We start from the raw sequence: 16410 nt of genomic DNA, 5'->3' as shown, positions 1-16410 counted from the left end.
ATACGCTCCGCAGGAACCCGCCGCCTCGTCTGACTGTTGTCTCGGCCCTCAAAGGGGACGAGCATGCCGGGCTTTCGGGCTTTGCTTTGAGCCGCAAAAGCTTAATCTGAACGTATGACTCGTGCGGGCCCCTGCGCGCACGACTGAAGGACGAGAAGAGATGGTGGAAAAGGTTCCCATGACCTCGGTCGGCTACGCCGCGCTGGAGACCGAACTGAAGCAGCGTCAATCGGTGGACCGTCCGCGCATCATCGAACACATTGCGGAAGCGCGTTCGCATGGCGACCTCTCGGAAAATGCCGAGTATCACGCTGCGAAAGAGGAGCAATCGCATAACGAGGGGCGCATCGCCGAGCTCGAGGACAAGCTGGCCCGCGCCGATGTGATCGACGTCACCAAGCTGTCCGGCGACACCATTAAGTTCGGCGCCACCGTGACCCTGATCGATGAGGACACCGAGAAGAAGGCGGTGTGGCAGATCGTCGGCGAGGTCGAGGCCGACGCCAAGAAGGGCAAGATCTCCATCACCTCGCCGCTGGGGCGGGCCCTGATCGGCAAGAAGAAGGGCACCTCCGTCGAAGTGATGGCGCCGGGCGGCGCCAAATCCTATGAAATTGCAAAGGTGGAGTGGCGCTAGCCCACGGCTGCCACTTCCGCCCTACAAAAAGCTGCGCATGCTGCGCGGCTTTTTTGTTGCGCTGCAATTACTGATTGTAAGACCCCGAGCACGACCAGGCGAGCTGTTCGCTAGCTAAGTCAATTCATCGACAACGCGAACACATTCCAGTGACGGACGCGGGCCGTTGCGATAGAGCATATCCGATAGGGGCAAACACGGGCTGCGGCGTCCCTCCTTCTCGGGGAGAAGGCATGCGATCGCGGCAGCCTCCGCTCGCCGCGGCCGGCTTTGTCCGTTTGGAGCTTTGCTCGTTTTGACTGGGGAAGATCGATATGGAGAAGATGCTCTCATCCTGGCAGCCGGCGGCGCTTAGCCTGTTTCGCTTCATCGCCGGGCTGCTCTTGTTTCAATTTGGCGTGGCCAAGATCCTTCACTTCCCGCCAGATTCGCCTTTCGCCAAAGTCCAGATCATGTCCCTGTACGGAGTAGCAGGCTCGATCGAACTGATCCTGGGTGCTCTCCTGATGCTCGGCCTTTTCACCCGGCCGGTCGCCTTCATTCTTTCGGGGGAAATGGCGTTTGCCTATTTCATCGGCCATTTTCCGAAGAACTTCTTTCCCGTCGTCAACGGCGGCTCGCTCGCGATCGCGCTCTGCTTCGCATGCCTTTATTTGATGACCTCGGGCGGCGGCCCGATCAGCCTGGACGCGGTGATCCGGAAGAAGATGTAATCACATCAATTCGTGGTCATTGTGGGATGCCTCCGCGACAAAATGGCAAAGCCATTTTGCGCGGAAGGGACGAATCGCAAGCTTGAGATTCCCAGATGTGCAATTGCCCATTTGAGCTTTGATGGTCGCATCGCCCCAGAATGACGGGACGATCAATCCCGTCCCTTCACGTCGAGCGGCACCGCCGCCTCGTATTTCGAGTTGTGCAGCACGAGCGACGTCCTGACATTGCGCACATGGGGTGCCGCGGTCAGGTGCGTCACGAATTCCTGGAAGGTCGCCATGTCGGGCGCCACACATTTCAGGATGAAATCGACCTCGCCCGACAACATCCAGCATTCCCGTACCAGCGGCTCGGCACGCACGAACTCCTCGAACGCTTTGAGGTCCGCATCCGCCTGACTGGAGAGATGGACGGAAGCAAACACCGTCACATCGAAGCCGAGCTTGCGTGGATCGAGCAGGCCCCGATATCCGGTGATGTAGCCTTCCTCCTCCAGGGTCCGTACCCGCCGCAGGCAGGGCGGCGGAGAGATGCCGACCCGCTTTGCCAGCTCGACATTGGTGATCCGGCCGTCAGCCTGGATCTCGCTCAGGATTTTGAGGTCTATCTCGTCAAGATTTTTCGACACGGGGATATTGGTCCTGGCGGAAGCTGCGGCGGATGACCGGTCGGTCACCCCGAGGGGACGGAACTGTCTTAGCGCAGGCCGGCTCATTTGCGCAATTTTATTACGCCTTTTCCAGCCAATGACCGGCTCGTGAAGGGAAAATTCGCTGAGATGCGTTGCAATTCTTGCATGGCTAGCCAGATGCCTTAGACTTGGATTTGACACTTTCGATGGGCGGCCGGGGCGTGTGCCGGCACATTCCGCTTGCCACATCGCGAAAATCCCCCGCCCGACGAGAAATCCGCCCCATGCAAGCTCCGCTCCACGCCAAGGTCGTCATCATTGGTTCCGGCCCAGCCGGCTATACGGCAGCCATCTACGCAGCGCGGGCAATGCTGGAGCCGATCTTGATCCAGGGCATCCAGCCGGGCGGTCAGCTCACGATCACCACAGACGTCGAGAACTATCCGGGCTTCGCAGACGTGATCCAGGGGCCCTGGCTGATGGAACAGATGGAGAAGCAGGCGGCGCATGTCGGCGCCCAGATCAAGACGGACTATGTCGCCAAGCTCGACCTGTCGCGGCGGCCGTTCAAGCTGACCTGCGATTCCGGCGACACCTACCTCGCGGATACCGTGATCCTAGCAACCGGCGCCCAGGCGCGCTGGCTCGACATCCCCTCCGAGGAGAAGTTCAAGGGATTCGGCGTCTCCGCCTGTGCGACCTGCGACGGCTTCTTCTACCGAGGTAAGGACGTCGTCGTGGTCGGCGGCGGCAACACAGCGGTCGAGGAGGCGTTGTTCCTGACCAATTTTGCGGCATCGGTCACGGTCGTGCATCGGCGCGATCATTTCCGCGCCGAGCGCATCCTGCAGGACCGCTTGTTCAACCACCCCAAGATCAAGGTGGTGTGGGACAGTGCACTCGACGAGGTCTGCGGCGATAGCTCGCCCGCCAAGGTCACCCATGTCCGGCTCAAGAACATCAAGACCGGCGCGCTGACCGAGCTCCGGGCCGACGGCGTCTTCATCGCAATCGGACACGCGCCCGCGACCGACCTCGTCGCCGGCCAAGTGAAATTGAAACCCTCCGGCTATGTCGAGGTCGCGGCGAATTCGACGGCGACGTCCGTCCCCGGCCTGTTCGCGGCCGGCGACGTGGCCGACGAAACCTACCGCCAAGCGATCACCGCAGCCGGCATGGGTTGCATGGCTGCGCTCGAGGCCGAACGCTTCCTTGCGCATGCCGCGAGCGAACGCGCGGCTGCGGAATGAACTCAACGATGGCACGAACTCGCGACGGATTTACGGATATGGATTGGGACAAGCTGAAGGTGTTTCACGCAGCGGCGGAAGCAGGGAGCTTCACGCATGCCGGGGAGCAGCTCGGGCTGTCGCAATCGGCGGTGTCCCGCCAGGTCAGCGCGCTCGAACAGGAGCTGTCGGTTTCGCTGTTCCACCGCCATGCACGTGGCCTCATCCTCACCGAACAAGGCGATCTCCTGTTCCGCACCGCGCATGACGTCTTCATGCAGCTCCAGGCGGCGCGCGCCAAGCTGACAGACAGCCGGGAGCGGCCGAGCGGCGACCTCAAGGTCACGACCACGCCGGGGGTCGGCATCAATTGGCTGATCCCGCGGCTCGGCGAGTTCACAGCGCTCTATCCAGAGATCCGGATCTCGCTGATCGTGACCGACGAGGAGCTCGACCTCTCGATGCGCGAGGCCGACGTGGCGATCCGCACCCGCAAGCCGACCCAGCCCGACCTGATCCAACGCAAGCTGTTCGCGATGGGTTTCCATGCTTATTGCTCGCCGGAATATGTGAAGCGGTTCGGCACGCCGCGCACCCTCGACGAACTCGACAGCCATCGCATCATCACCTTGGCCGACGGCCAGGTCGCTCCGCATCTGCAGAACCGCAACTGGCTGGTCGAGGCCGGCCGCAACGGCTCCGGACCGCGCGAGGCCTACTTCAAGGTCAACAACATCCTGGGGCTGGTGCGCGCCTGTCAGCAGGGGCTCGGCATCGCCGCGCTGCCGGATTATCTGGTCGAAGAAAACAGCCGCCTGGTGCAACTTTTCGGCGAGTCGGATTCGATCCAGCTCGACACCTACTTTGTCTATCCCGAAGAGTTGAAGACGGTGGCGCGCGTGCAGGTGTTCCGTGACTTTGTCGTGAGCAAAGCGCAGCGCTGGCCGTCCTGATTTGTGCATGTCTGACATGCGGCTCGCATGGTTGCTGGGTAGCGGTGGCGGGTACCATAATAAGTTCGTACTGAGCGCTCGCGTTGCGCATTTGTCCCCCTCCTCCAGTGGCGCGGGCGTTCAGGAATCCCTCTTGGAAGGTGATTGTGTCGGCCTCACATGGCCAAACCTCCAGCCGGGCTCATTGGGCCCGGCTATTTTTTTGCGCTTAAGGCAACCTGTCGTTGACAGTACGGCCGCTTCCACGCATGTAGGAGCCATGTCCACGTCGTCGCACGCTAAGCTGTCGTCGAAAAAAGCTCCCCCTTGGGGGAGGTGTGGACGCGCGCGCTGAATTTCTGATCCGCCGCTTCGCAAAACCCCGCCGCTAGGACGGGGTTTTTTGTTGGCTCCGTCTCCCGGCTCGAAACAAGGAGATGGACCATGACCGACCTGCGCACCCAACTGCACGGCCTCTGGCTGCCGTTGATCACCCCGTTCCGTGACGGCGAGCTGGATGAGCCGTCGTTGCGCAGCCTTGTCAGGCATTATGCGGCCAAGCCGATCGATGGCCTCATCCTGGCTGCGACCTCCGGCGAAGGCCTGGCGCTGTCGTGGGCCGAGCGTGAGCGCCTGGTCAGGATCGTGCGCGCCGAACTGGCGGCGACCGGCCGAACCCTGCCGATCTGCTTCGGCCTCTGCGCCGCGGCCACGGCGGAGCTGGCGGAGGCGCTTGATCGGACCGCGACCTGGCCGATCGACGGCTATCTGATCTCGAGCCCGTTCTACGTGCGGCCCTCGCAACGCGGGCTCCTGCAGCACTTCTTGGCGCTGGCCGAACGCACCGCGCATCCGATCATCCTGTACAACATCCCCTACCGGTCCGCGGTCGGGCTCGACAACGAAACGCTGCTGCGGCTCGCCGAGCACCCCAAGATCGTGGGCCTGAAGGATTGTTGCGCCAACCGCGCGCAGACCCGCGAACTCCTGCAAAAGCGGCCGCACGGCTTCCGCGTGATGACGGGAGAAGACGCGCAGAGCTTCGACGCGCTTCAGGCCGGGGCGGATGGCGCGATCCTGCTCTCGGCGCATATCGAGACCGAGACCTTCGCCGACATCCAGCTTCACATCGCGGCCGGCCGTCATGACAGCGCAGCCGCCTGCTGGGATGCCGTCGAGAGCTTGACGCGGCTGCTGTTCGCCGAGCCGAGCCCGGCCCCGGCGAAGTACTGGCTCGCCCGCACCGGCGTCATTGCCAGCCCCGAGCTGCGTTTGCCGATGGTGGAGGTGAGCGTCGAGCTCGCCGCCCGTCTCGACCAGCTGATCGCGCACCGGCACGGCGTCCTGTTACCTGCATGAGGGACCTGTATGGCCGCGCCGCTGACCCGGCGCGGCATGCCGCGAACCGATGCCGATCGGCTGCCATCGAGTTAAATGCAAACTAATCCCCGCGAGCAAATCGAAGCGAACAAATGGAAGCGAAATCGCAACCGGCTTTTAAAACTATTCCAATATCAAACTCGCGAAGAGCAAGAACGCGGGGGCGTCGTGGCTTTACAGCATCATCCCTACTCTGCGCAGCAGAGCTTCACTCGAGAAGACATTCTCTGGGCGATCGGCATCTGGTCCGTCATCCTGACCCTGACGCCCGCGATCGCGGTCTATTTCCTGATGGTCGTCTAGCCTGGTTGCCGGCTGGAGGTCGGGAAGATCAAGCCGCGCCGCCGCACGGCTCTGAGATCTTTGACCACTTAAACCAACGCGCGGGAGCCGTGCGTTGTACGCTCCTGACTTCGGGACGCGATCAAGCCGCCTGCTTGTGCATCGCGCCGTTCGCCGACACGGTGCCCCGGATCGCCCGCACCGAACGCTCGATCGCAGCCCACAGCCTTGCGATCTCGGCCGCAGCACGACCCTCGGCATAATATTCGCGCACGCCCTCGCCCTGGCCGAGCGCCATCAGCAGGTCGGCGCGGTTGGTGATCTGACCGCCCCAGACCGGCGCCCTGAACTTGGCGAGCGCCTCGCGGGCGATGGTGACGATCGGGCTTTCGGATTCGTCGCGGCGCGCCGGCGCACCGTTCAGCACGACGGCATAGGGCTTGCGCGCCGCCCGGCAGGTCTGGATCGTCTCCTGCACCGCGTTGACGTCGAACACGCCCGGACGCGCCGGGATGATGACCATGGTGGCGTTCTTGATGGCGTCTTCGACGACGGCCGAAACGGTCGGCGGCGTATCGATCAGCACCCACTCGACGCCCTCGCGGCGGGCGGCGGCAACGATCCCGCTCACCGAATTCACCGCGGTCTTGATCGGCGGCTCGTTGGTGCCGCGCAGCTTGTGCCAGAGCGTCAGCGACCCCTGCGGGTCGGCATCGATGAGCAGACAAGACTTGCTCGACTTGATCTGCGCAGCGAGATGGGCAGCGAGCGTGCTCTTGCCCGAGCCCCCCTTACGCGAAGCGAAAACAATAACGTTCATACTTTGGCCTCCAGATTGACCCCGGAAACAAAAATGAATCAGCGGGCTGATTCGCGGAAGAAAAATTTAGTGTTTGTTATGGCGTAACTCCTGATTGCTGATTCGCGTTGGTTTTGAGTCACACCCGCGGCCAGCACACGATCGAGCAACGCCGATCACCCGTCCAACGTTGAACATCGGGCTGCAAACGCTTTCCCGATGATAACTCGCTCAACAGCAATCCACGTGTCCGAACGCAAAGCGTCGGACTGCTCACGTCGAACTGCTCGGATTTGCATCCGTCCTGCCGAACCTCCGCTCAACTCGCCTCGGACTTTGCGGATCTCTTCCCTTGCGTTCTCTTGCCGGCCGGCTTCTTCGCCACAGGCCGGATGCTCATCGGCTTACCGGTCGCGGAGGTCGCAGTCTCGCCCGGCTCCGGCCCGAACTGAGCGCGGCATGACGGCGACAGCTCCGCTTTGTGCCGGACCATGCAGGCGGTGATGCGGTCGACATCGGGGACATCCGAGCTGCACAGCCGGAGTGCGTCGTCGGTGCAGGCCTGCTGCTGCTCGGGCGTGTAGGCATAGCTGGTCGCCGGATGCGCCGTCGCCACCGCCGACAGGAGCAATACGGCGCCGATGCCTCCCCACCCGTTCACGGTCATGCGCCCCTCCCCTCGTGATTGCAAACTCTGATTGAAATATGAAAGATTCGCAAGCTCCGCGATAGAGAGGACTGACCGCCTCATCGTTCATGCGGGGCCTCAAGGACGGAGGTCGACGGACTCCCGGACGCTGCCGGCCCGCCGCCCTGCATCTCGCAATGTCCGAAATTGCACCGCCTGACATGAATTCTTCATCGCAACTCTGCCCAGATGCCATGCGGGCGCACGCTCACGGTCTCGCGGCACCAGATGCCCGAGTTTGGCTGCAACAGGCCCTCTCTCCAAAAGCGCGAGGGCGCAGGGAATGCCGGGTGAAGGCCTCACCCATGGCCCGCCTGCAGAAAAAAAGCAGGCGGCAGTCACCACAGGTCAAGCCGATCAACCGGCATTCCCTGCGCGATGGGCTTACGGCTTATACGTGCTCTCCCCGGGGACCGGCTCTTTTGTCCCCGTTGTCGGCGCGATGCCAAGCATCGTCGCCAACGTAACGCCAGCACCGGGGCGCCAGGACCACACGACTTCACCGCCCGCAAGCGCCATCAGTCGTCGCGCAATAGCGCCTGATGTGCCGCGGCCACCGCATCCCCGCCTCACGTATCGTGACGATCGCGCGTACGCCCCTCAGCATCGAGGCGGGATGTCGCGGATGAAACCACTGATTTGGGGGTGGAGTCAAGGTGATTTCTGAAAATCGGAATAAGCGTCATAGACCGGCGCGACGGCGTAATCGAACTATGAGCGATGGACCTGCAGGCCACCGCACATCTCACAGCCCAAAGATAAATGCACTGTCACCGCAATACGTCTGGGGCGTCGCCATGAAGCGGATCCAGACCGAATCGACGAGGCGCGCGCCCTGCCACTCGCCGAGCATCACCATGTAGAGGCTCAACGTGAGTTGGATCATGGATGGCGTCGTGTCCAGGATGCCGGGCATCGCTTTACCGCGATTTTTGCGCTCGGCTCATGACCTTGACGCCCGTCAGCCTGCATCGACGACAAACATGCGCGCCTCTTGAGCCGCATCGCGCTCGACTTTGATCGGCGCGTATTCTGACGAGTTGTAAAATGCAAGAGCGTCGGACAACGTCGCAAACTCAAAAATGCCGGCTAGAGGCAGCGGCTCCACGTTTCCTTCCAACACCCGAGCGACAGGTCCGAAATGGAGGATGCGCCCCCCGGCGGCTGTGAGGGCTGCCTGAAAGTGCGGGGCCAAATCCGCTTGCTTAGCAGCATCCTTAACCCGGAGGTTGACGTGGACATAGGCTGGCATGGTGTTTCTCCTTGAAATAATGCATATACATTATTCTCTTTCTCGAAGCCTGTCGAGGCCGACATATGACGGACGATTCAGATCTCTATCGCCTCATCGAAACCGAATGCCCGGCATTCCAGGCGCGAGCGACCGCACGAGCGGTCACGCGCTTTTACAATGCTTGCTTCCGCTCGCTGGGGATCACCGCTGAGCAGTTCAGCCTTCTGGTAGGAATTGGTGGCAGCCACGAGCCGACGCTCGCGGAACTGGCCGCGCGAGCGGGAGTGGACGCCACCACTCTCAGCCGCAACGTCAAGAGTCTTGAGCAAAGGGGTCTCGTATACAGCCAAGGAGGTCTCGGTCGCGCCGGGAAGCGCTTGGTGCTTACCGACGAAGGTCGCAGGTTGATGGAGGCAGCCATCGTCGTTTGGGAGCGAGCTAGAGCTAGATTGACAGACATTCTCGGTGAGGAAGCGTCACACGTTGCGCGTAACATCATGTCTCGGCTTACTCAGGCCGCTCAGACCGCCGCATCGGAAAGCTCTGAATGAACCGCCCGCCGGTTCCGCTGGGGCGCCGTCAGTGTTGCATTGCCAATCGCTCGCGCGCCAGTTCATCCTGGCTACTTCCGACGCTAGGCTTCCATCATAGCCTAAACTTGTAGCCCCCGCTGTCGCCCCATCTGCCAAGACACCGATCCGCCCTGCACGATGCCCCACACCTCGCGGTTGAGCTGACGGTCGATCACCGAATTTCGATGACAGTGCATTTAATTACGACGCCATTGCGCCGGGCGCCGCCGCTCTCATCGCTCCTCCCGTTCCGCCGGCTTCGGCCCGCGCTTGGCCGGCTTGAGCACCCGTCCCGTCAGCTTCTCGATCCGGGCCAGGAAGCGGTCGCTTCCAAGCGGCCGGCCGATGCTCTCGGCGGCGCGCAGTTTCGAGAACAGATCATCCTCATCGTCCGGTGAGTTCGTCAGCAGCCCGGCAACATCAGGAAAAATCTCTCGCACCGACTCGCGTGCGGTCACGCCGTCGTCCCTGCCGCGCAGATGCGCACGCGTGCTCGACCAAGCCCAATCCTGGGCGCGCGCGACCAGCCGCGCCCGCACCGGGTTGAGGCTGACATAACGCAACGCTGCGGCGAGATGCGCCTCGTCCATCGCCACCGCGCCGAACCGTCCCTGCCAAAAATGCCCGCTGCGCTTGCGGCGCGCCTGGACGATCCCCGCATAGATGCGATGCACGCGCGATAGCGCCCGCCGCAGGCCGTCAGCATCCGACGGCACCAGGATCAGGTGCACATGGTTGGGCATCAGGCACCATGCCCACACCTCAACCTTCGCGGCGAGACAATGTGTGGCGAGCAGATCGCGATAGAGCATGTAATCGTCGTCGCCGAAGAACGTACGCGCCCTCCCGTTGCCACGCTGGGTCACATGGTGGGGCAGACCGGGAATGACGACGCGGGCAAGACGGGCCATGGCTCATCCTGCCATGTGCCGTTCGCAGGTGTCAATTAAGTGCACTGTCACCGAAATCTGTCACCGAAATTTCAGCCAACTGTGCCGCGCAATTTGCCTAAGCACTCTACCTGCAGCACTATGGGGCAACGACTCTAAACCAGTCCCGCATTGTCTGCTTGATGCGCTCGACCTCCTCAGCAGGAATGATGCTCATGTGGCAGATCGTGTTGCGCAGGTGCACGAGCAGCCGAGCTTCCTGAATTAGTCCTTTATCCCTGATCAGATCATCGAAGCCCTCTTTCCAGTTCTGCTCGATCACTTTCAAGAGTTGAGGCAGCGTCAGGAGTGCCGATTTGTCGCGCGAACCTAAGGACATCCAACTCTTCATTTCCTCGGTCGCTTCTAGCTTTTCGACTTCATCTTGCACGTCCTTTGGTACTTTCTCGTACCAATTGGGAACCGTCCCTTCCTTCGACAGCACCTCGACCAGTAGGTCACGCAGATAACTCTCAAAGAAAAAGAAGAGCTTGTACGGCTCAGATGCCTCGACCGCCTTGCGAACAATGTCCGGAACAACCGCGGCTAGGTCCTGCTCCTTGGAAATCAGAAGCGTCTCCTTGGGCACGACGTTGTCGATTTTGGCGACCGTCTTCTCAGCCGTCTGACCGAGCATCACAAAGAGCGACGCGGTAGAATCTATCGTCATTGGAACGTCTTGCGGATGGCGTTGAAGATGTTGAGATACACCTCCTCCGAGCCGTTCGATGGCAGGACAACTTGAATGTTGTAATGGAACTCCGTTCTCAAGCCCTTTACTTTCCGGCCGGCCCCGTGGTCCTCGACTTCCACCTCCGGGCTATTCTCCTTTTCCTTTTTGGGCTCCTCTTTTGAGGCCGACTTAAAATCGCCGAGCCTCGCGACCGCCGCAAAAGTATTCGCAATACGGGCCGTCATGTCCTCATCGGTACCTGCAACTTGTGAGACCAGACTCCGCAACTTCTCGCCCGTGTACTCCCAAGCCCTCTCGTCAGAGTCGAACAGCGGTCCATAAGCCTTGCGCAGGCCCTCCGCTATTGCGGTCCTGCGTTGGTCCTCCGACCCTTTCAGCAAGCTATATTTGGGCGTTGGCTTATTCGCCGTATCGATGAAACCGAGGTTACGCAAAAATGGAATAAGAGGACGGTCGCCCGTTGACTTCAAGCCTATCGTGTCCTGCATGAACTGATGATTGAAGGTCTCTGGGATCTTCGCGCTATTGATTTTCTCGAAAAGGGTACTGACGTTCTTGTAGCTGCTCAAGTACGGCAACTGGACGGGCATAGATAGGCGCTCCTCAGCGAATCAGCCAACGCCAATTTTAACACGCGCTCCTCCCGTCAATCGCTCGGAGGTTGCCGTATTCCACCTTTTCACATGCGGACAAAAGCCTACTGAACATAGCGCGTAGAGCGGATCGACGACGCGTGATGCGCCACTTCAATTTTGCCAAACTAAACTCGAGTGGCGGCCGTCCCCCCGTCGTCGCTATGAAAATGGCGGATACGCTAACGGTAGTCCGCCCTATGGCCGTGCTGAGGTAGTATCGGTAAGCCGAGAGGTCGAAAGCGAATGACCGGGCGACGTCTCGACCACCTATGGCGAGCACCAAGATTTCGGCATAGGCATGAGCGAGCGGCGATTTACCCGGCTCATCAACGGCATCTCAAAGAAGCTGGCGAACCACGAAACCGCCATGAGCCCGTACGTGGCGCATGACGACCTCGGTCGCGTCCATGAAGCGCTGCATGGGTAGCTAATGTTTTTTGCGGGGAGACTTTCTTGGCTCAATGTGTCGTTCGACGGATGCGGCAAGCGTCCTCTCAGGTTTCGTGCCGCCTTCGAGTTTTTCACCCGCGAGATGTTTGACCGGACGCGACGTTTTGGGCGGTGGGTTTTCATAGCGCTTCCCGCCGCCTGACTTCTTCGCCATTTTTGCCATTGATTTCTCCTTTCCAGAGGTCAACCAAGGGCTGCATCATAGCCGTCCAGTTGTCGCACGCGAGCCAACGAGCCGTTCTCCACAATGGACTTTCGACATCTCCTGCTGACAGGCGTTCCGGTCAGTACCTCTCGGCTTAGCTCCCTTTGGGGTTCGCCAAACCGGCGACCTATAAGCGGAACCTCAGTTTTCTGCGGGCAAGATGGGTTCCAACACGCACCGCTCAGCCCTCGCGCTCACATCGTTCAAGAACGATTTCCGGTGATCGCTTTTTCGTTACAGCCGTAACAGCGCCCCCATCCTCTCCGAAAATTGTGCTGCAACGCAAAATTGTGCCCCGGATTTCGGTGACAGTGCACTTAATTACGACGGCACTGCGCCGGGCATCGCCGCCCTCTTCCCTCCTCCCATTCCGCCGGCTTCGGCCCGCGCTTGGCCGGCTTGAGCACCCGTCCCGTCAGCTTCTCGATCCGGGCCAGGAAGCGGTCGCTTCCAAGCGGCCGGCCGATGCTCTCGGCGGCGCGCAGTTTCGAGAACAGATCATCCTCATCGTCCGGTGAGTTCGTCAGCAGCCCGGCAACATCAGGAAAAATCTCTCGCACCGACTCGCGTGCGGTCACGCCGTCGTCCCTGCCGCGCAGATGCGCACGCGTGCTCGACCAAGTCCAATCCTGGGCACGCGCGACCAGCCGCGCCCGCACCGCGAGCGATCAAGCCGGTGTCACACAGGACTTTCTCATCGGTGGTTTCGGGGAGGCACCACCGATAACGACATCCGCTGGCGGTGGCAATTTGACGGCGTTTGACTGCGCTCGCCGTGCCCCGGAATCGAAAGCCCGGTTGCGCGCCCATCGCAGCTTCATGTCGCTCCCGACGTCATCCGTTACCTAGACCGGCCGAATCGCGATATGGCGAACGGCCGAATGTCGATCGGTGCGTCCTTGCCCGAGACGAGGTCGGCGATGATCCGTCCGGTGAGCGGGCCCGAAGCCAGACCGATATGTCCGTGTCCAAACGCGTGGAAGATATCCGGTGACGCCGGGGACGGACCGATGACTGGACGACCGTCCGGCGTCGATGGCCGGTGCCCCATCCAGCGTTCTATCGCCAGACGTCCACGCGACCCGAGGCCCGGATAGGTTTTCAGTGCATGCTGAACAAGAATCTCGACGCGGGCCCAATCCGGCTTGGCGTCAACATGCGCAAGCTCGACCTGTCCCGAGAGCCGGAGGCCGGCAGCCGTGGGCGTGTTGGCCATTCTTCCATCGCTCGGCATGATAGGAAGCCGCGGGCCGGCGCGAGGGGATGTGATCACGCCGTGGTAGCCCCGCTCGCTAGCAAGCGAGACGCGATCGCCAGCGGCCCGAGCGAGCGCCTTGGAGTAGATGCCGGCGCAGATCACGGCGCGATCGCAGTCGACCCGCCCCTGGTCGGTCGCCACGGCCTCAAGGCGGCCATTGGCCATGATAAACCCCGTCGCTCGCGCGCGACGAAGATCAGCGCTGCGCGCAAGCGCGGCCGCCACGATTGCCGACACATAGGCGCCTGGATCGGCGCAATGCGCGCCTTCCTCGACAAAGGCCGCGAACCGGTAGCCGGGGCTCAAGTCCGGCTCACGCCGACGCAACTCGTCGGCGTCGAGCTCGACCCAACGCAGCCCGTTCTGGCTCCGAAGCCGCCAGGCGAGCGCCTCTTCTTCGAACGCCTTGCGGTCCCGATAGGCATAGAGCAGGCCGGTGCGACGGATCAGATCGGGCCGTCCGATCTCCTCCGCCAACAGGGCATGGCGCTGCGGACCATCGCGCAGGATCGATGCGAGCACGCGCGCCGTATGCTCGACCTTCTGCACGGTCCAACCGGCTGCGAGGAAGCGCCACAGCCACGGTGCCAGCGAAGGCAGGGCCGCCCAGCGCAGCACCAGCGGTCCGCTCGGATCGAGCAGATAGCCCGGCACCTTGCGCCAGAGACCGGGCATCGACATCGGGATGATCGACGCGGGGCTGATCCAGGCGCCGTTGCCGAAGCTCGCCGCCTGGGGTCCGCCGGGCTCATCCGGCTCGATCAGCGTGACGGCATGTCCGTCCTTGATCAGCTCCCAGGCCGTGGCGGCGCCGACGATGCCGGCGCCGATCACTGCGATGCGCAGCGGCGTCTGACTCTGTTCCATGAGGAGCTGCGTCCTTGCGTCTTCACGCGGTGGCCGCAGCGGCCGGCAAGCGGCCGCCATGGAAATGACTGAGGAAGGCGCGTGTCGCCGACTGCTGCGGTGTGTCGATCACCTGTCGCGCCGGTCCGTCCTCGACCACGACACCATCGCGCATGAACACCACGGTGTCGGCGACTTCGCGCGCAAATGCCATTTCGTGCGTCACGAGCACCATCGTCATTCCTTCGGCCGCGAGCTGGCGGACGACCGCCAGCACTTCGCCGACGAGCTCGGGATCGAGCGCCGAGGTCGCTTCGTCGAACAACATCACCTCCGGCTTCATCGCGAGTGCACGGGCAATCGCCACGCGCTGCTTCTGCCCTCCGGACAGCTTGTCCGGGGCGACGTCGGCCTTGTCCCTCAATCCGACCTTGTCCAACAGCGCCAGCGCCGTCTGGCGTGCCTCGTCCGGCCGAACCTTCAGGACGGTGACGGGCCCCTCCATCACGTTTCGGATGACCGACATGTGCGGAAACAGGTTGAAGTTCTGGAACACCATGCCGGTCCGCGCGCGAAACGCTGCGAGATCCTTGTCGCGAGGCAATTGATGTCCATTCGTGAAGTCCATGGTGCTCCGACCGACGCGGATGACTCCGCTTTCCGGGAGGGTCAGCAGATTGAGGCACCTGAGCAGCGTGGACTTGCCCGAACCGCTGGGCCCGATCAGCGCGACGACGCCCCCGCGCGGAACGCGCAGAGATATGTCCTTGAGCACGCTCACGGCCCCGAAGGATTTCTTCACGTGAATGAGCTCGATCATCGCGGCATCGGACATGGGAGCATTCGCCTCGCTCGTTGACATCGGCCCACCTCAATGCGCGAGGCGCGCTTCCAGCACGCGCGCGACACGGGTCATCGGGAACAGGATGATGAAGTAGATCACAGCGATCATCGTGTAGGTCTCGAGCGGTCGGTAGGTCGCCGACGTGATCAACTGCCCCTGATACAGCAGGTCCGGCACCGCCAGTACGGAGAGAAGCGAGGTGTTCTTCAGCTGCAGCACGGCCTGATTGACCAGCGGCGGAATCATCCGCTTCAACGCCTGCGGCATCACGATGCGCCGCATCAGGTCGAAGCGGCGCATGCCGAGGGCGCGCCCGGCATCCCACTGGCCGGGATCGATCGACACGATGCCGCCGCGAATGATCTCCGAATAGAACGCGCCGCCATAGAGGCTCAGGGAGATGAAGGCCGCCACCGCAGGCGACAGCTCAACGCCGATCAGGACCGGGAGCGCGTAGTAGATCCACACCAGCTGAACCAGCACCGGCGTACAGCGGAAGATCTCGACGAGCATCACCAGCGGTGACGAGATCAGCCGTATGTTGGACAGGCTTGCGATCGCCACGATGCAGCCGACGACGAAGCCGGCGATCGCGGTGAGAATGGTGAAGCCGATCGTATAGGCCGTACCGACGCCGATCAGCTTGCTGTATTGCAGAAGGAAGCCGAAGCTCCACTCGTAATGCATCTCGCCTACCCCATACCAAACGATTGCGAATAGGCGGTCTGGGTCAGCCCCGAATAGAACCAGCGCCCGAGTGTGATGACGTCATAGACCGGCAATCCGAAGGCGCGCGACACCTCGTCGGAAAACGGTGGCAGGTTGGTGCATTCGAACACGATGGCACCGATGCTCGGATCGCCGGAGAGAAGCGTTTGGACGGCTGCGAAAACGTCCCGCCGCAGCCATTCGCGATCATAGGGGCGATCGCCTTCGATATGCGCGCGCAACGCGCCATCAGCAGGAAGCCCGACTCGCGGCGTGCCCGGGTCGGCGCCGACGGCAACGAAATGCCTCTCGGTCAAAGCCTTCGCATCGTAGGTGACGACGCCCGCTCGGCGGCCCGCCGACAGGCAGCGCTCGACGATGGGTAATTGCAAAAGGCTCGAGGTTGCGAGCGGCAGCTTCATCCTCGCGGAAAGCTCGCACTGTCGTGCGGCCAGAAAGCCGCACGACGTCGTGAGTCCGATGGCCCCCTCCGCATGCAGCTCGTCACCGGCTTTAACGAACGCATCCATGAGGTCGGCGTCATCGCCACCGACGATCTTACGCGCGGATGCTCCTGGAACGATCTTGAAGATCACATCGAACGGCCAGCTTGCGGAATTGCCGACGTCCCCTGGCGGACGGTGGATCGCTGCATCGAGCATAATGATGCCGAGCGGAGGGTGTCGATCATTCTGCGTCAAGCCGTATCCCTTCAAACATCGATTCCTTCAACGATGCGA

General features: G+C 61.9%; 21 protein-coding genes. 7 read left to right on the top strand and 14 right to left on the bottom strand.

Annotation, left to right across the window (positions count from 1 at the left end; genetic code table 11):
- Positions 1 to 160: 160 nt before the first annotated feature.
- Positions 161 to 637, top strand: coding sequence for a transcription elongation factor GreA (gene greA / locus QX071_RS07550; RefSeq protein WP_315701480.1), 477 nt, complete (start codon positions 161 to 163; stop codon positions 635 to 637).
- Between the two features lie 314 nt (positions 638 to 951).
- Positions 952 to 1350: a DoxX family protein gene (locus QX071_RS07545; protein ID WP_315701481.1), complete on the top strand. Its 399-nt coding sequence runs from the start codon at positions 952 to 954 to the stop codon at positions 1348 to 1350.
- Between the two features lie 152 nt (positions 1351 to 1502).
- On the opposite strand, the gene QX071_RS07540 is transcribed toward QX071_RS07545, so the two are convergent.
- Complete coding sequence (locus tag QX071_RS07540; protein ID WP_315701483.1) at positions 1503 to 1982, bottom strand: Lrp/AsnC family transcriptional regulator; 480 nt, start codon at positions 1980 to 1982, stop codon at positions 1503 to 1505.
- A gap of 287 nt (positions 1983 to 2269) precedes the next feature.
- Here QX071_RS07540 and trxB point away from each other — a divergent pair, with 287 nt between their 5' ends.
- The 4 genes from trxB (at position 2270) to QX071_RS07520 (ending at position 5829) form a co-directional block, all read left to right on the top strand.
- Positions 2270 to 3235 (top strand): thioredoxin-disulfide reductase, encoded by a 966-nt coding sequence (trxB, locus tag QX071_RS07535; RefSeq protein WP_315701485.1) that lies wholly within the window; start codon positions 2270 to 2272, stop codon positions 3233 to 3235.
- A gap of 8 nt (positions 3236 to 3243) precedes the next feature.
- On the top strand, positions 3244 to 4167 hold the full coding sequence (locus QX071_RS07530) for a LysR family transcriptional regulator (RefSeq protein WP_315701487.1): 924 nt from the start codon (positions 3244 to 3246) through the stop codon (positions 4165 to 4167).
- 423 nt (positions 4168 to 4590) lie between these two features.
- On the top strand, positions 4591 to 5505 hold the full coding sequence (dapA, locus tag QX071_RS07525) for a 4-hydroxy-tetrahydrodipicolinate synthase (protein ID WP_315701489.1): 915 nt from the start codon (positions 4591 to 4593) through the stop codon (positions 5503 to 5505).
- A gap of 189 nt (positions 5506 to 5694) precedes the next feature.
- Positions 5695 to 5829, top strand: a complete 135-nt coding sequence (locus QX071_RS07520; RefSeq protein WP_315701490.1) for a hypothetical protein — start codon at positions 5695 to 5697, stop codon at positions 5827 to 5829.
- A 121-nt stretch (positions 5830 to 5950) separates the two neighbouring features.
- Here QX071_RS07520 and QX071_RS07515 read toward each other — a convergent pair whose 3' ends face one another.
- The 4 genes from QX071_RS07515 to QX071_RS07500 all read right to left on the bottom strand — a co-directional run bounded on the left by QX071_RS07515 (position 5951) and on the right by QX071_RS07500 (position 8547).
- On the bottom strand, positions 5951 to 6628 hold the full coding sequence (locus QX071_RS07515; RefSeq protein WP_315701492.1) for a ParA family protein: 678 nt from the start codon (positions 6626 to 6628) through the stop codon (positions 5951 to 5953).
- Between the two features lie 298 nt (positions 6629 to 6926).
- A complete protein-coding gene (locus QX071_RS07510) occupies positions 6927 to 7274 on the bottom strand; it encodes a hypothetical protein (protein ID WP_315701493.1) in 348 nt (115 codons plus the stop codon).
- Positions 7275 to 8040: 766 nt separating this feature from the next.
- Complete coding sequence (locus QX071_RS34020; protein ID WP_409977525.1) at positions 8041 to 8211, bottom strand: hypothetical protein; 171 nt, start codon at positions 8209 to 8211, stop codon at positions 8041 to 8043.
- 45 nt (positions 8212 to 8256) lie between these two features.
- The gene (locus QX071_RS07500; RefSeq protein WP_315701494.1) at positions 8257 to 8547 is read right to left on the bottom strand and encodes a DUF1330 domain-containing protein; all 291 of its coding nucleotides are present in this window, start codon (positions 8545 to 8547) and stop codon (positions 8257 to 8259) included.
- Between the two features lie 65 nt (positions 8548 to 8612).
- Here QX071_RS07500 and QX071_RS07495 point away from each other — a divergent pair, with 65 nt between their 5' ends.
- Entirely contained in the window at positions 8613 to 9080 is a 468-nt protein-coding gene (locus QX071_RS07495) for a MarR family winged helix-turn-helix transcriptional regulator (protein ID WP_315701495.1), read from the top strand.
- A gap of 254 nt (positions 9081 to 9334) precedes the next feature.
- Here the strand turns inward: QX071_RS07495 and QX071_RS07485 are convergent, their stop codons facing one another.
- The 9 genes from QX071_RS07485 to QX071_RS07445 form a co-directional block, all read right to left on the bottom strand.
- Positions 9335 to 10012: a transposase gene (locus tag QX071_RS07485; RefSeq protein WP_315701496.1), complete on the bottom strand. Its 678-nt coding sequence runs from the start codon at positions 10010 to 10012 to the stop codon at positions 9335 to 9337.
- Positions 10013 to 10130: 118 nt separating this feature from the next.
- Positions 10131 to 10700 carry a Swt1 family HEPN domain-containing protein gene (locus QX071_RS07480; RefSeq protein WP_315701497.1) on the bottom strand — a complete coding sequence of 190 codons (570 nt, stop codon included), beginning with the start codon at positions 10698 to 10700 and terminating at the stop codon, positions 10131 to 10133.
- Entirely contained in the window at positions 10697 to 11314 is a 618-nt protein-coding gene (locus tag QX071_RS07475; protein ID WP_315701498.1) for a DUF5343 domain-containing protein, read from the bottom strand. Before QX071_RS07475 ends, QX071_RS07480 begins: the two co-directional genes overlap by 4 nt.
- 472 nt (positions 11315 to 11786) lie before the next feature.
- On the bottom strand, positions 11787 to 11972 hold the full coding sequence (locus QX071_RS07470; RefSeq protein WP_315701499.1) for a hypothetical protein: 186 nt from the start codon (positions 11970 to 11972) through the stop codon (positions 11787 to 11789).
- Positions 11973 to 12331: 359 nt separating this feature from the next.
- On the bottom strand, positions 12332 to 12592 hold the full coding sequence (locus tag QX071_RS07465) for a hypothetical protein (RefSeq protein WP_315701501.1): 261 nt from the start codon (positions 12590 to 12592) through the stop codon (positions 12332 to 12334).
- A 263-nt stretch (positions 12593 to 12855) separates the two neighbouring features.
- Positions 12856 to 14139, bottom strand: a complete 1284-nt coding sequence (locus tag QX071_RS07460; RefSeq protein WP_315701502.1) for an FAD-binding oxidoreductase — start codon at positions 14137 to 14139, stop codon at positions 12856 to 12858.
- A 22-nt stretch (positions 14140 to 14161) separates the two neighbouring features.
- Positions 14162 to 14953, bottom strand: coding sequence for an amino acid ABC transporter ATP-binding protein (locus QX071_RS07455; protein WP_315701503.1), 792 nt, complete (start codon positions 14951 to 14953; stop codon positions 14162 to 14164).
- A 36-nt stretch (positions 14954 to 14989) separates the two neighbouring features.
- Positions 14990 to 15649: an amino acid ABC transporter permease gene (locus QX071_RS07450; protein WP_315701504.1), complete on the bottom strand. Its 660-nt coding sequence runs from the start codon at positions 15647 to 15649 to the stop codon at positions 14990 to 14992.
- Between the two features lie 5 nt (positions 15650 to 15654).
- On the bottom strand, positions 15655 to 16371 hold the full coding sequence (locus tag QX071_RS07445; RefSeq protein WP_315701505.1) for an aspartate/glutamate racemase family protein: 717 nt from the start codon (positions 16369 to 16371) through the stop codon (positions 15655 to 15657).
- Between the last annotated feature and the right edge of the window lie 39 nt (positions 16372 to 16410).

Source organism: Bradyrhizobium sp. SZCCHNS1022 (genome assembly GCF_032484835.1).
Lineage (GTDB): Bacteria > Pseudomonadota > Alphaproteobacteria > Rhizobiales > Xanthobacteraceae > Bradyrhizobium.
The sequence above is the reverse complement of the archived record's forward strand: the minus strand, read 5'-3'. Positions and strand labels throughout refer to the sequence as shown.